Consider the following 14,889-nt stretch of genomic DNA (forward strand, 5'->3'; position numbering starts at 1 on the left):
CAAATACTACTGCCAAACATCTTGCCATTTAACAATACCGCGATCGGCTAAAATCCAGCGACGCGAAATGGTATTTTCATAAAGTGGCGTATCGTTTTTTCGCCATAAAGCATATTTATAGGCGATCGCTTTACCAGAACTCGCCGTAAAGGGAATTTCGCCAAACCAAGTATTAGAGTTAATATATTCCAAAGCATAGGCTTGACTCAAATCCCAATTACCCAATTCTGGACAGTCTCCCGTAACGACAACTGTTTCACCTGGTTGAGTACTAATGCCATTTACCTGTACGCGAACGATAGTTTTACCCTTAACGCGATCGCCAATATAGCTCAGGATAATAATTTCTTGCGATTTTAATTCTAGTTTTGATAGTTTGCCGTTATGGATTTCAAAAACACGATGAGTTAGCAAACAACGATATTCACCATCTTCTAAGTTGGTATCTACGTCAATAATCGATCGTTCGCCGCGATTAATGGCAACCAAACAGCGAGAATCTCGATAGCTGCGAGTATAACAATAAATATCGGATGTAATATATCTTTCTACCTGACTGCCTAAAGATACTGCGGAGTTGAGCCTTCTTAGTTTGGAAAGTAAGTGTAAATCTCGATAGAGGGGACTATTGACATCCCAATTTTCCATCATGGGACGATTGTAAGGATCGCGACCGCCATTGGTATCATTATGTAAGTATTGCTCGGTTCCATAATAAATACAGGGAATGCCCCGCGAAGTCATCAGTAGAGCGATCGCCATACGTAAATTAGCAGGATCTAAGTTTAAACTTTGGAATCGGGGCATATCGTGATTGTCGATAAAAGTAATTAGTTCTGTTGCCCGATAATAAAGGCGATCGAGATCGAACACCTCTTTAACCAAATAAAATCCTCTGGGATCTCCCGTTGCCAAAGCACCGCGAATTGCCTCACACAAACCAAAGTCGAGAATTGACATCCCCGAAAAATTGGCAAAATCTACCGATTTTTGTTCCCAGGGTTTACTAAAACCCCATTCACCAAACATAAACACGCTCGGTTTGTGTGTTTGAATATCGGTTATAAATTCTTGCCAGAACCAGAGTGGCATATGTTTTACCGTATCGATGCGTAAGGCATCTACACCCCGATCTAACCACTGCTTAACAGCAGATTTGATATAGTTACGAAACTCAAGATTGCTTTCGTTAAAAGTAGCCAACCCTGCCATCTCGCCGTATAAAAGCTGCCATTCATCTTCCCAGTTAGTAATTTCGGGATTGTGATGGTACCAATGGCGATCGTCGTAATAAAAATCGGCAATTAATACCCCATCATCATAAAGTTCGCCTTTGTGTCCGTTAACATCGGGACTGCTATGATTACAAACAATATCTAAAATTAATTTCATGCCGCGAGCGTGCATCTCAGCAATCAATCGATCGAATGTCGTACATTTATGTAGAGAATTTTCCTCATCTGGTGCCAAAAAGCGGGGGTTAATACGTTTAAAATCTTTCGTCCAATACCCGTGCATCGCGGCGCGTAGCGAAGCCATGCCGTTAGGCTTATCGAACTGTAGTTCTTCTACCTGCTCGAACAGAGGAGAAATCCACAAAGCCGTTACGCCCATATTTTTGAGGTAGTCCAGCTTATTGATAATACCTTGTAAATCTCCTCCCCAATATTTACCCCACTGTTGCCGAGTCGGATCGTAAAGTTGGGAATTTATTCCTGGATTATTGTTGGCATCACCATCATTAAAGCGATCGACAATGATAAAGTAAATTGTCTCTTGGCGAAATTCGATCGCTCTGGTAAATAAGAATTCAAAATCCGAACTCGACTCTAATTCACTGTGGCTTTCTGTCAGAAAACCCGATGCAGTTTTAACGGCTTGTCCCTCGTTTTTAGTTTGCGTTGCCATAATTTTATTCTGATTAAAATTTAAGTCCCCTATTCATTGCTACGCAATAGAATAGTTTTTAACTAATTAGCTAATGGCTAAAAGCTAACGGCTAAAAGCTTAGTTTTAACGATGCACGACCAAAATATTACGATTGCGATTGTCTATTCTTTCGTAACGAAACTCATCGACGCTATTTAAGGCTAAGTGAATACCCAGTCCACCAATCTCTCTAGTTTCTAGCATTTGGGTTAAGTCTTCTAGTTGTAAGGGAATTTTTTGCTGGGGATTGTAGTTTATTCCCGTATCTTCTAAAGAAAGAGTCAAACTAGAATTGTCAACAATAGCAGTTAGATGTATCTCTCCCGTCAGCCCAGCCTTTTGATAACCGTGAGTGATAATGTTGGTAGCAATTTCGTCTACTGCCAGACGTAGTTTATAAGCAGCCTGACGTTTTAGATCGGCAGCAGTCGTTACTTGTTTGACATATTGAGCGATCGCGCTTAAAGAATCTATAGTTCCAGGAACGGTTAAAGTTTCCACGATTTCTATCATCTATTTGCATATAAAACACTTTTAGCCTTGAGGCTATTAATTTCTAACTTCGTCGCACCGCCAGCATAGTAATGTCATCAAACTGAGGCGTGCGATCGATATGAGTAAATAAATCAGTTGCTATAGTTTCGAGTAATTTAGTAGCTTGGGTATGAGGTTGTTCCAAGAGCGATCGTAAACGATGGGAAGTAAACAATTCGCCGTCGGCATTTTTTCCCTCGGTAACACCATCGGTATAGCCAAACAACGTATCCCCTGCTTCTAACCGAACCTGACCTATTGCAAATTTAACATTAGGCATCATTCCCACCGCAGGACCAGTAGCTTTTAAAGTTTGTTTAATTCTAGAATCACCAACCACAAATAAAGGTTCGTGTCCGCCATTGATATAAGTCAACTCGCCTGTAGCGGGATCTAGTACCCCAAAAAACATGGTGGCAAACATACTCAATTTCCAGTGGTTTTGAGCGACATACTGATTGGTAAGTTCTACCGCTTGCAAAATTTGTTCTTGACTAGATTTGCCAGTTGTAGAAAATCCTTGAAGTTGAGTTTGTCCCGAAAAGATTCTAATCAAACTACGCATCAAAGCCATAAATAAAGCTGCACCAACCCCTTTATCGCAAACATCGGCAATGACCAATCCGACATAGTTATCTAAAGGAAAAATATCATAAAAATCGCCAGCAACTTGTTTGGCAGGGTGAAAACAGGCGGCAATTTCCCAATTGAGAGGTTGGTAAACAGTGTCGGGCAAAAAGTCGATTTGAAACTGTCTGCCTACTTCTAATTCGTTGTCTAAAGCTGCTGAATACTGTTTGAGTTGGAAGTACAAGCGGGCATTTTCTAAAACCAAGCCAAGTCTCTCGGTAGTTATCTCTATTTGTCGGGCGAGTTCTCGACTAAAGCGATTGGGTTCGGAATGTAATAGGGTCAGGATACCTAAAAGTTCGTTTCCTCTGTGAATGGGAACTGCTAAAGCCGAACGTACCTTGTATGGTTGATCTGCTAGCGTCAACCAACGGCTATCTTTTTCAGTGTCGGCAATCAATCCTACCTGATGATGGGTACTAACCCAGCCTGCCAAGCCTTTATCTAGCACCCTCCCAATTAATTGAATCCGTTGTCGATCGCTAACTTCCGAACGAGACAAAATAGCATCGATTACCTTGCCAGAATCGAGCAAAAATAAACTACCCTTCTCCGCATTGGTTAAAGCCGTGACCAAATCTAGTGTCGTCTGCAAAGAAGCTTTGAGTACTCCATCTCGCACGGGACAACGTTCGATCTCGACCAAATTTTCTAGCAACTGTTGTTGAACTTCAAAAGCCGCTTTCTCGGTTTTGAGACTGGCAACTTCTTGTCGTAGAGACTCTAGTTCTTGTATTTGTTCTATAGTTAAATTGCAAGTACTCACGATTTGGCGATTAGAAATTAGTAATGAGTTGAGTAAGCAAGAGAAAAACAAAATCGTTCCTCTTGCTTGGTAATATTGTCTTTAGCTGGCAACTGGTTCGTATTCATCTACAATCGTAATGCTGTGATGAAAGCCAGTTTTTTCTAAAGTGTCTAAAACCATTTCTTGAGGGCTAACAACGTATATCTCTACGTCAGCACCCATTTTTTGCTTGGAGAAAATCAGTACTCGCAAACCAGCACTGGACATATATTCCAAGTCTTCGGTCAGCAAAACTAACCTGTTAATATATTGAGTTGGTATTGATTCGATTTTTTCTTTAAATATGGGTGCGGTACTGGCATCCAATTCGCCAGATAAAGTAATTTGAGCGACATTATCCTCAATTTGTAAAATTGCTGCAAAACTCATGTTTTTCTCCTAAAAATAGCGTTGATAATTCTAATTTTTTACTTCTACTTACCGACTAAAATTACTACCGAGCGATCGCCCAACAGAATTCCTGTTTGATTTTCCAGTTTGGGTTCTGTTCCTAGTTGCCAAATATCTTCGGGGGAAGGTACACCAGTATTAGCAAAAACGTGCCAGTTCATTCCCGTAGGTAAGCCTGGTAGTTCAAACCAGTTTGCCTGCCAGTGAACATTCATCGCCACATAGATATAGTTATCTTCAACCGTTCCCTGTCGAGCGTGTTTGCCACACAGCATAAAAGCTAATGTACGGCTGGAATCTGACCAGTCAGCCTGCCAAGCTCGATCGCCGTGCCAGGTAATATCTGCATAGCCGCTACCGACATAATCACGATTTTGGAAGTGCTGGCGATTGCGTAAAACGGGGTGTGCTTTACGAAAAGCAATACAGTGTTGGAAAAACCCAAACAAGTCGGCATTGCTTTCTAACAGATTCCAATCGAGCCAGTTTAACTGGTTATCGTGACAGTAGGTATTGTTGTTACCCTGTTTGGTACGTCCGAGTTCGTCTCCCATGAGAATCATCGGTACTCCCTGACTGACCACTAACATCGCTACGGCATTTTTAATCTGTCGCCGTCGCAAAGCATTAATTTCAGGATCGTCGGTCGCACCTTCCCAACCACAATTCCAACTTTCGTTACTGTTATCGCCGTCGTTGTTGTTTTCGCCATTGGCTTGATTGTGTTTCTGATTATAAGAAACCAAATCCATCAAGGTAAAACCATCGTGAGCGGTAATAAAATTGATTGAAGTAGCAGGGGCGCGTCCTTCCCAGGCATAGAGGTCTGGCGATCCTTGCAATTTCTGAGCCATTTCGCCAACGGTGGCATCGCCTTTAAGAAACTTACGTATGGTATCGCGATACTTACCGTTCCACTCCGCCCAGCGTCCATAAGCGGGAAAAGAACCAACCTGATACAAACCGCCAGCATCCCAGGCTTCGGCAATCAGTTTGCATTTAGCCAAAATCGGATCGAAAGCCAGAGTTTCTAACAGAGGTGGGTTGGCTAGAGGAAAACCCCAGGGATCGCGTCCTAAAATTGATGCCAGGTCAAAGCGAAAACCGTCAATGTGATATTCTTCTGCCCAATAGCGCAGACAGTCTAGAACTAAGTTACGCACGATGGGATTGTTACAGTTGAGAGTATTACCGCAACCGCTAAAGTTGAAATAATACCCTTCGGGAGTCAGCATATAGTAGGTCTTGTTATCGATACCGCGAAAAGAAATCGTCGGTCCTTGTTCGTTTCCCTCAGCAGTGTGATTGAAAACCACATCTAAAATTATTTCAATGCCGTTTTTGTGTAATTCTTTGACTAAAGCCTTTAACTCGTCCGCCTGCATTCCCAGCCTTCCCGTAGCGGCGTAACCCGCTTTGGGAGCGAAAAAGCCAACAGTACTGTAACCCCAATAATTGAGTAATACTTCTCCCGTTTCGGGGTTGAGACGGCTATTTTCAAACTCATCGAATTCAAAAATGGGCATCAATTCGATCGCATTTACTCCCAATTCTTTGAGATAGGGAATTTTATCGCGAATTCCCGCAAAAGTACCCTGGTGTTTCGCTGGTACTCCCGAAGAAGCATCGCGAGTAAAGCTACGGACGTGCATCTCATAGATAATCTGATCGGCAGGTTCGATTTCTAAAGGACGGTCGTCTTCCCAATCAAAGTCATCAAAGACAATGCGAGAGCGATGTTGGTATGTATCTTCCCAGTTTGGAGGAGTCCCCCAAATATCTCGACCACCCATAATTTTGGCATAGGGATCTGCCAGAATTTTATTACTGTCAAACCACTGACCTGCGGCAAAGTCATTGGGTCCATCCATACGATAGCCATATTCTAAGTTCTCGTAATCGAGATCGAAGACCACCATACAGTAAACATTGCCGATGCGAAACTCTTTAGGGAAAGGGATTTCCACCATTGGCTGGGGTGCGTGTTTTTTAAACAAAACCAGGGTGCAGGAAGTGGCATGACTGGAAAAGATCGAAAAGTTTACTCCTCCAGGTACTAAAGTCGCACCAAAGGGAAACGGTTTTCCCCGACGCAGCTTTAAGTTGCTATAGTTATGAGTGGGATGAATATCGATGCGTTCGGTGGCGATCATGCTACTGACTCCTGAAGTTCGGTTAATGCAGCTTCGCGAGTTTCACCTGTAGTAAAAAAGTCGAGAAATCCCGTAACGGACATGGTATCTTGTAGGTCTTCGGAAAGTCCGACTAAAACTAACTTTCCGTTTTTAGCTGTGGTTTGTCGATACAAAGAGAGCAATACTCGTAACCCCGCACTAGACATATAGGGTACTTGGCTCATGTCGAGCAAAATTTTACTGTTTGGCTGTGCTAGAGGTAATATTTGTTGCTGTACTTGGGGAGCAGTGCTGGCATCGACATCGCCAGCTAATTCTACTACTGCGATATCTTCTAAGTTTTTGACGTTAATTTCCATTGTTAGCGGTTAGTAGTTAGTGGTTAGTCTTGAGGTATTGGATAATCCCCCTCTGCTAGTTAATTGGGAACGATTTGAACTTTGATTTTGACTCGTTCTTTGGTTTTGGGCAGCTTGACGATTAAGTTATCGGCATCAAAATGACTGTAGGGTTCGCCATCGACTTCGCAACTGCCAATCTTGATGCTACCAGGGGGTAAAATATCGGGAGCAACTCTTAAGATGTCATCGGGAAAACCGCCAGGAAGAGGTTTGAAGTAAAAATCCATTGGTTGCTTGGTAATCAGCAGATTGGTATAGACTGCCGCCAGATAACACAATTCAAAGGAATGATAGCCGCTCATCGAGTGAGAGCCTTTACCCCTTTCGTTACCGCCAGCTAAGTAGGGAATGCCATTAGCTAGAACGTTAAAATAAATACCGCCGTCTTCAATATCGAGGAAGTTGGCATTGTAAAAACTAGAAGCTTCCCTTGCCAAACGGCGATATTCAGATTTATCGAGAACGCCCGCCAAAATTAGATAGGCTAGAATCGCTTGTTCTTGTTGCCACCAGGCTTTGCGGTCGTGCCAGACATAGCGATGAACCGTTTCGCCTTCTCCCAACAGACGCTCGACGACATCGTACCAGCCACCACGTTGGCGATCGCTCCCAACATCGGGCATTAAATAGGCGATTTTAGTAGCCAAATTGACATATTCATCTTTGGCTTTCAAGCTCTGCATCCGCATTAGATTCCAGGCAATCTTAAGATTATGTCCGACTACAGCGCGGTTTTGCTGCCAACCCCAGGTGGTATCGTGGGACCAGTCTTCATTAAATCTTTCCTGAACGAAAGGACTGTTTTGGTAATCGGGGAAGTATTTAGCAATGGTGTCGAAAGTATACTCCAACATCTCGGCATATTTGCGATCGCCAGTTGCTAAATACAAATTAATCAGATAGGCTGGAGCGTGGTCGCCGACAGAGTTCCAGTTCTTTTTGCCTTGATTGTGTCCTAAAGCCTCGCTGCGTGGATCGAGGGTCATTGGTTCTAAGTGAGAAAAGTMCCCGCCATACTCGCTTTTGTCTAAAAAGAAGTCATCGAATAACTTAATAGTTTTTTCGGCATCTTCTAAAATATTGGGATCGCCCGTACAGCGATAGGTTTGGATGGGTCCTGCCAGAGCATATATCTGTTCGTAAGCGGGAATGGCATAATAGTCGTCGCCAAATTCGGAGGCAAAGATCTTATCCTCTTTGTCACCCCGTACGTCGATACCGTGATACCAGTAAACTATGCCTTCGTCGGTATCTTCAAACCGCATGTGTTCCCTGAGATATTCCGTACCTCTTTCGGCGGCTTTGAGAAAGGCATCGTTGCCAGTCATCATAAACGCGGTAGCAAAACCATATACCAGACGGGAAATTGTATCGGTTTCCTGACGAAAACTAACTAGGGATTTTTGACCTGAAAGAGCCAGATTAGTGCGATAGTTGCGATAATCAAATTCGCGATCGCCAAATTGCGACTTGAGGTAGAATTTGCCCAGAGAATCGATCTGATGAACCCACCAGTCTTGTTTCTCAAACACATATTCGGTCTTTTTGCGACCAGGAAAAACAATCTGTTTGGCATCGAAGCGATCGCTATCGGGATAGAATACGCCATAAGTAGATAAATACTGTCCTGGGACGAGCATCGAGCGCATAATTCCCGTAGCATCGGGATAGCCTTCGTCAAAATTTTGAATCACTTTGGCATAAGCCATCGGACTCAATTTAACCTGAAATTCTCTACCATCAGAGGTTTTCAAACCAAAAGTCTCGCTTTCGGCATCGTAATTGGTAACGTAACCTGCAATAGAGTCGGAAAAAGCAAAATCTACAGTAGTTGCCATGATAGTTTGTGGGGGAATAAAGGACAGGGTATTGACTAGTTCGGGAACTAATGACTATGCAAAAGTCAAAGTATGGCAGTAGACAGAAGAATCAGGACATCTCAAACTACTGAGAACTTTACAAATTAAGCATCTTAGTTTTGACTTTTGACTTTTGACTTTTGACTTTTACTACATTGGCTGTTTCTATTTCTTTAACAAAAGCTTCCATAAATAAATCGACTACGCCTGGATGCTTGCCTGTAATCAGGTTGCCGTCGATAACTAGATCGGCAGTAACATCGCCATCATAGATAATTTCTGCTCCTGCATTCTCCACATCGCAGATAATATTGTGGGCGCAGGTTACTTGACGGTCTTTAAGTAGATCGGAATCGGCACAAAATAGCCAGAGACTATGACAGATAGTACCTAGTTTAAGGTTTTCAGTCGCCGCAGCCTGACGTAAAAATACCACTGCGGGAGCGTTATTTTTTTGATCGGGTCTGACATTGACCTGATATCTCAGGCGATCCATAGCATAAGCACCGATCGCAATAATACCTTTATAGTCAGCAGGATTAATGTTTTCTACTTCGGTGGTAACGGTAACGTGATATTCGATTTTGTCATTTTCGGGATTGGAACCAAAACGCAATGACTCGTTACCCCAGAGATGAGAAATGTATTCTACTTCATAACCCTGAGTAGGGAAGTATTCATTAAAGCGACGATACTCGGTACCATCAAAATGTTCTTCAATGAGTACGCCGATTTTTCCTTTAGATTTTGTTGCCACGATCTTTTAAACTCCTAATTGTATTGTTGAAGTGATTTGGGGATTGTTATTTGGATGCTATGGCTTGGTGATAGATTTCGTACATGTGTCCGTCGGGAGAAAGCTGTTGGAAAATCTTGGGTTCGAGCGATCGCATTGCCCCAGTAATTGAAGCTTGAAAGAATTCGGGACTTTCCCACTGGGCGTAATTAACTACTCTGGTACCGTCTACACTTCTATGAAGACTGGAGGAGATAAAGCCAGGTCGCTCTTTGACTGTAGTTTCGAGATACTGGGAAATTTCGTCAACGAGTTGCTGTTGTTGCCCTGGTTCGACTTCAAATACCACGATTACGGGAAATACTTTAGAGTTTTGTTTATCTAAAGTTACTGGTTTTATACCTGCTTCTCCCCAGGGTGACATATCTGCATATACGCGCCATTCGCTAACTTTGTTACCTCTCAGGCGGTAAATATCGCAACAGGCAATGGTTACTTTTTTGCCAGTACCGACCATTTCATAGTACGCATCCATTTCGATGGTAATAATATCTGGTTCTTGCCAGATCTTTCTGGGTTTATGACCAGTGAAAACTGCGGTAGTTTTAAAAGTGTTGGCAAAGAAATCGACCACTTCTTGTTTGCCATAACGAGCTTCACCAGAACCGACTTTGTAAAAGATATCATCGGTGAGATAGCTCTTAACTTTTGCCCAGTTTTGCGCCATGACTGCCCGAGAAAGTTCGCCTACTGCCTGGAGTTGTTCTGAAGATTTAGCATCGGGTTTGCCAATCGTCCATTCGGGTCCTGCGATCGCCCATTTTGGGATATAACCATCAGCTACTCGTTGTTTTGCTTCGGGATGTTCGGCGAAGTGCTGTTTCATCGTGCCAGGAGGCAATACGGTTTTACCTTCACTGGCTGTAAGTACCGATGCCGATGGGGGTACTGGAATACTAGAGTCAAATACGGGGTTGACATCCATAAAAATTCTTAATTCGCTGAATTTGTCTCCCTCAACGCGGAAGATATCGGTACAGGGCAGAGAAATCTCGGAATTATCTTTGCGCCAGTAGGTAACGTCCATCTCGACAAAAACAAAGTCTCCGACTTCCCAGATCATTTTGATTTCGTGGTAAACCGCATTAATTTGGCTAAAGAAGTTCTCTGCCGATTTTTGGATTGATGCTTTATCCAAACAGACATCAAAATTACCAAATTGATATACTGGATTGTCGGTAAAGAAAGTCACAAACCCCTCAGCATCAAAAGCTTCGCCTCTAGAAAACAACCGCTTGACTAAATCTACATTCGTGCCTGAAATTTTCTCGACTTTAGCGGCACCGTTATTAGCTTCAGATGGTGCGATCGACGCTAGCATCGATTCGACTACTTGACCGAAAACTACGTGAAATTGTCCGAGAGTTTGTGACAATTCATCTGAAGTTAGAGGATGACCATTTTTAGCAGCAATATCGACAAAGCGATCTGGAGTTGTCGCTGTATGTAATTGTTGTTGCAGAGAAGGATTTTTTAAAGCATCTTCCAGCAAACTTAAAATAGCGTTGGACATAAATTCACCTCAAGTGAAGAGTAGAGTAGGGGAATAAGAACTGTAGAGTAGAGAATTTGAAGCTGGCACTCTTCAAGAGAATTTTTTTCTTTGTTAGTGCTAAACTTCAGGTTTTAAATGAACCCCGATCGCTTAATTCAAACTTGTTTTTGAGATTAAGTAACAAACGGGAAGAAGTAGGGAACAAAAAAAGAGGGTTGAGAGAAAAAGCGTTGCATTATTATGGGATGGTTGAAGTCTTGCAGAGGAGCGGGGAGCAGGAAGCAAAGGAATATCAATTGTTATCAATGAGCAACAATCGTTTAACACTGTTCATTATTCATTGCTCATTGTTCATTGTTCATTGTTCATTGCTCATTGCTCATTGCTCATTGCTCATTGTTCATTGCTCATTGTTCTATGCCATACCTACAGCTTGCCTGGGCAATGCCCCGTTAGTAGATTCAGCCCAGGGAGACATATCTGCATAAACTCGCCATTCGCTAACTTTGTTACCTCTCATGCGGTAAATATCGCAGCAGGCAATAGTTACTTGTTTGCCAGTACCGATCATTTCATAGTAAGCATCCATTTCAATGGTGATAATATCTGGTTCTTGCCAGATTTTTCTGACTTTATGACCCGTGAAAACTGCGGTAGTTTTAAAAGTATCGATAAAGAAATCGACTACTTCTTGTTTGCCATAACGAGCTTCACCAGAACCAACTTTGTAAAAGATATCATCGGTAAGATAGCTCTTAACTTTTGCCCAGTTTTGCGAGATCACTGCCTGAGCCAATTCTCCAGTAGCTTTTAGCTGTTCCGACGAACCGTTGCTGTCGCTTTCAATTGCCCACTCAGGTCCTGCGATCGCCCATTTTGGGATATAACCATCGGCAACTCGTTGTTTTGCTTCGGGGTGTTCGGCAAAGTGTCTTTTCATCGTGCCAGGAGGGATGATGGTATTACCCGCACTAGCTGTGAGTACCGATGCCGATTTTGGCACTGGAATACCAGGATCGAAAACGGGGTTAACGTCCATAAAGATTCTCAATTCACTGAATTTATCGCCTTCGACGCGGAAAATGTCACAGCATGGTAGAGCAATCGTCGAGCCATCTTTGCGCCAGTAAAAAACATCCATTTCTACAAAGACCACATCTCCGACTTCCTGCATCATCTTGATTTCATGGTAAACCGCATCAATCTGACTGAAGAAATTATCTGCCGATTTACGAATTGCTTCTTTATCCAGGCAAACATCAAAGTTACCAAATTGATAGACTGGTTTATCGGTAAAGAAAGTCACAAATCCTTCTGAGTCAAAGGCTTCGCCTCTGGAAAACAGACGTTTTACTAGATCGGTATTGGTTCCTGGTAATGGTTCTAACATTGTTTTACTCCTATGGGTTGAGGTTAATAAAGATTGAGTTTGCTGTTCGGCAACTTCTTTGGCATTGAGTACGGCATTGCGAACTGCTTGTTGCAGCTTGGGAAAAATTTGGGCAGCTTTCTGCTTGGCTTCGAGACTATTCGGCAACCAATCGAAGTCATAGCTAATCGATATGGGGTCTTGAGGGTTATTACCTGGAATAACTTGATTGACTATTTTGCCTGTAAACCAAGGATTATCTATTAGGGTGTGGGTAATAGTTTTAGTCTGCTCGTCAATGAAAATTCTCTCTTTGATGGTCATTCCCAGGACGTTCATTTGACGCAGTACCCCGTCGTTATACCTGGCTAAAATCTGTGAGTTTTGCGCTTCGGAATTATAGCGAGATGTGTTGTCAATTTTGTCTTTGACTATCTCCCAAACAGTTGCTATGGGTGCATTGACGGGAGAACTAAAGGTAAACTGTATTTTTTCTGTAGTTGCTTCTGAAGTAATTTGAGCTTCGGGGAAGATAAAAGCCGTTTCGTTTGCCTGGTTGTAATCTTTTACCCCCTGGCGAAACTTCTCTTTTACTTTGCGGGTAGCCTGATTGAATTCCAATTGCTCTCCATTAGGTCCTTTACAGTAGAATAAAGACCAGCCTTCCATGGGATCTTCGCTCCAGTCTATTGGTGCTTCATCTTCTGGTTCGTTCCAAAACTTGAAGGAATTGTACTTGAGAGCGACTGCTTTTCTCTCGGCTTCAGAATTAACCCGAATGACACGGTTAAAAGCTACATTAGTCATGCCGCGACGCTGACACTCAGCTTCTAACATTTGAGCAAAAAGGTTGAGATCGATTCCCTCTTTAACGTTAAAAGAGAGGTGCATGGCGTTAACGTGACCGATATGAGAAGGCAGACTATTAACCGAGCCTTTATAGGGACTAGACTTCCCCGCTTCTCTAATTTGCAGTAGCTCGACTACTACATTACCAAAAGAGATAAACTTGACATCTAAAGCATCTTCTTTGCCGCTTCTGAGGTGGGGAATGTTAGCTTTATCTGGATCTATGCCAGCCGCGATCGCATCTAGTTCTTCTTGTTGAAATAAGGTATTCTGTGCTTTATCCCCTACCAATTCGTCTTCACTGACTACCAGTTTGCCCCCCAACACTTCGGTATAAAATTCCACCGCTTGCGCCATGTTATCTACAGTTACGCCAAAGTGTTGCACTCCCTGGAGGTAATGACCCAATCCAGTATTGCTGTGGCTCTGATTGCTAGATTGAGACTCTGACGACATGGCTCCAGCATCGACAGATCCAATTCTTCCCTTACCATTCATCAAAGCAACCACATCCTCTTTAAGCTGATTAGTTGCCCCTGCCTGTAAAATTAAATCGGCAACTTGAGAACTACATTTACCTGCCAGAGTCAGTTTGCCATCGTAGACAAAGGTATAAGTGCTTTGTTCGGGAAAAGGATAGAAGGCTCTGACGTATCGAGCCAAATCTCTGGTCGCGATCGCGTATTCAGTAGAAGCAAAAAACTGTTCCATCTCTAAAGCATTGGCAAAGGCAATTTCTACCGCTGCCTGATACTGTCGTTCGGGTGGTTCAAAGTGAGACACTCCCGAAGCATCAGGACGAGAGTTATCTACTGCTTTAAATAGATGCAGTCTTAATTTCAAAACTAAATCGCTCAGAGCGATCGCCCCTGCAAAATTATCCCTCAGATATTGACGAAACTCAGTCAAACTAACGCTGTCAGCTTTTTGCAGCATGATGTGGAATTTGAGCGCATCCACTTTACCAACAGGATCGCCTACAGGTAAGCGATCGACGTAGGTTTGAGAATTACCAACGGCAGTGTTATAACCGATCGCTTTACTAAATAAATTATGCTCGTCAGCCATTAAAATTCCCGAAGCATCAAAGAAACTCTGGCGGTCGGCTTCGGATCTAAAGGTTAATTCGGCAATTCCGTCAAACTGTGCTGTATCGTTGCAGATATATTCAACTCCAGGAATTTGCGGAAAAATACCAGCGCGTTTTGAGTCGAGATGAAACTGCCAATAGCGGTCTTGACCTGGTAGACGAGCGCAGAGAGGACCGTGTACGTTTTTCCAGTAGTCGTAGAATAATTGGCGATCGATCCCCTGACGTTTCCACAGCAGCACGTAAAAAGCCACCTTTCCTGGGCGATCGCGTATGGCATAATCTTCTTTGTTTGCAGATATCATTTGTCTGTTACCACTTAAAATCTCATTTACCATTCCGAAGCAGCTAGCGACCTTGTTGAATCCCCCATAAACGCAGAGCAACAACAACAGTTCTTCAATCTCTTTGTAGGTAACTCCCTGCCGTAGGGCATTATCTATGCTGATAGCTAGAGAATTACTCGAACTTCGATTGATTCCGTTAACCAGATCGACGGCGATCGCAATTAAAGCTTTGGTTTTGGGATTAATTAATGCCGAATTGTGTTTATCGGTCGCGCTAGCTAAAAAGTTATCGAACCTTTTATCGCTCATTAGTCATT

At 42.9% G+C, this 14,889-nt stretch carries 10 protein-coding genes; all 10 read right to left on the bottom strand.

The features are described 5' to 3' along the window. Positions 1 to 6: 6 nt before the first annotated feature. The gene (locus KV40_RS22815; protein WP_036486334.1) at positions 7 to 1,908 is read right to left on the bottom strand and encodes an alpha-amylase family glycosyl hydrolase; all 1,902 of its coding nucleotides are present in this window, start codon (positions 1,906 to 1,908) and stop codon (positions 7 to 9) included. Positions 1,909 to 2,013: 105 nt separating this feature from the next. Beyond that, positions 2,014 to 2,442, bottom strand: coding sequence for an ATP-binding protein (locus KV40_RS22820; RefSeq protein ID WP_253274361.1), 429 nt, complete (start codon positions 2,440 to 2,442; stop codon positions 2,014 to 2,016). A gap of 43 nt (positions 2,443 to 2,485) precedes the next feature. Further along, a complete protein-coding gene (locus tag KV40_RS22825) occupies positions 2,486 to 3,859 on the bottom strand; it encodes a PP2C family protein-serine/threonine phosphatase (protein ID WP_216595677.1) in 1,374 nt (457 codons plus the stop codon). A gap of 81 nt (positions 3,860 to 3,940) precedes the next feature. Further along, positions 3,941 to 4,270, bottom strand: a complete 330-nt coding sequence (locus KV40_RS22830; RefSeq protein WP_036486336.1) for an anti-sigma factor antagonist — start codon at positions 4,268 to 4,270, stop codon at positions 3,941 to 3,943. A gap of 44 nt (positions 4,271 to 4,314) precedes the next feature. Then, a complete protein-coding gene (gene glgX, locus KV40_RS22835) occupies positions 4,315 to 6,444 on the bottom strand; it encodes a glycogen debranching protein GlgX (RefSeq protein ID WP_036486338.1) in 2,130 nt (709 codons plus the stop codon). Further along, positions 6,441 to 6,785 (bottom strand): anti-sigma factor antagonist, encoded by a 345-nt coding sequence (locus KV40_RS22840; protein WP_036486340.1) that lies wholly within the window; start codon positions 6,783 to 6,785, stop codon positions 6,441 to 6,443. Before KV40_RS22840 ends, glgX begins: the two co-directional genes overlap by 4 nt. Positions 6,786 to 6,844: 59 nt before the next feature. Continuing rightward, on the bottom strand, positions 6,845 to 8,665 hold the full coding sequence (locus KV40_RS22845) for an AGE family epimerase/isomerase (protein WP_036486342.1): 1,821 nt from the start codon (positions 8,663 to 8,665) through the stop codon (positions 6,845 to 6,847). 118 nt (positions 8,666 to 8,783) lie between these two features. Next, positions 8,784 to 9,443, bottom strand: coding sequence for a DJ-1/PfpI family protein (locus tag KV40_RS22850; RefSeq protein ID WP_052055853.1), 660 nt, complete (start codon positions 9,441 to 9,443; stop codon positions 8,784 to 8,786). Between the two features lie 46 nt (positions 9,444 to 9,489). After that, positions 9,490 to 10,995: a nuclear transport factor 2 family protein gene (locus tag KV40_RS32450; protein WP_052055854.1), complete on the bottom strand. Its 1,506-nt coding sequence runs from the start codon at positions 10,993 to 10,995 to the stop codon at positions 9,490 to 9,492. A 397-nt stretch (positions 10,996 to 11,392) separates the two neighbouring features. After that, positions 11,393 to 14,881, bottom strand: coding sequence for a nuclear transport factor 2 family protein (locus tag KV40_RS36320; protein ID WP_216595678.1), 3,489 nt, complete (start codon positions 14,879 to 14,881; stop codon positions 11,393 to 11,395). Positions 14,882 to 14,889 lie beyond the last annotated feature (8 nt).

Source organism: Myxosarcina sp. GI1, assembly GCF_000756305.1.
In the GTDB taxonomy this organism is placed as follows: Bacteria; Cyanobacteriota; Cyanobacteriia; order Cyanobacteriales; family Xenococcaceae; genus Myxosarcina.

Bases quoted from the DNA above. Each gene is read 5' to 3' on its own strand.
- KV40_RS22830 (WP_036486336.1), bottom strand. From the start codon at position 4,270: ATGAGTTTTGCAGCAATTTTACAAATTGAGGATAATGTCGCTCAAATT.
- KV40_RS36320 (WP_216595678.1), bottom strand. From the start codon at position 14,881: ATGAGCGATAAAAGGTTCGATAACTTTTTAGCTAGCGCGACCGATAAA.
- KV40_RS22820 (WP_253274361.1), bottom strand. From the start codon at position 2,442: ATGATAGAAATCGTGGAAACTTTAACCGTTCCTGGAACTATAGATTCT.
- KV40_RS22840 (WP_036486340.1), bottom strand. From the start codon at position 6,785: ATGGAAATTAACGTCAAAAACTTAGAAGATATCGCAGTAGTAGAATTA.
- KV40_RS22815 (WP_036486334.1), bottom strand. From the start codon at position 1,908: ATGGCAACGCAAACTAAAAACGAGGGACAAGCCGTTAAAACTGCATCG.
- glgX (WP_036486338.1), bottom strand. From the start codon at position 6,444: ATGATCGCCACCGAACGCATCGATATTCATCCCACTCATAACTATAGC.
- KV40_RS32450 (WP_052055854.1), bottom strand. From the start codon at position 10,995: ATGTCCAACGCTATTTTAAGTTTGCTGGAAGATGCTTTAAAAAATCCT.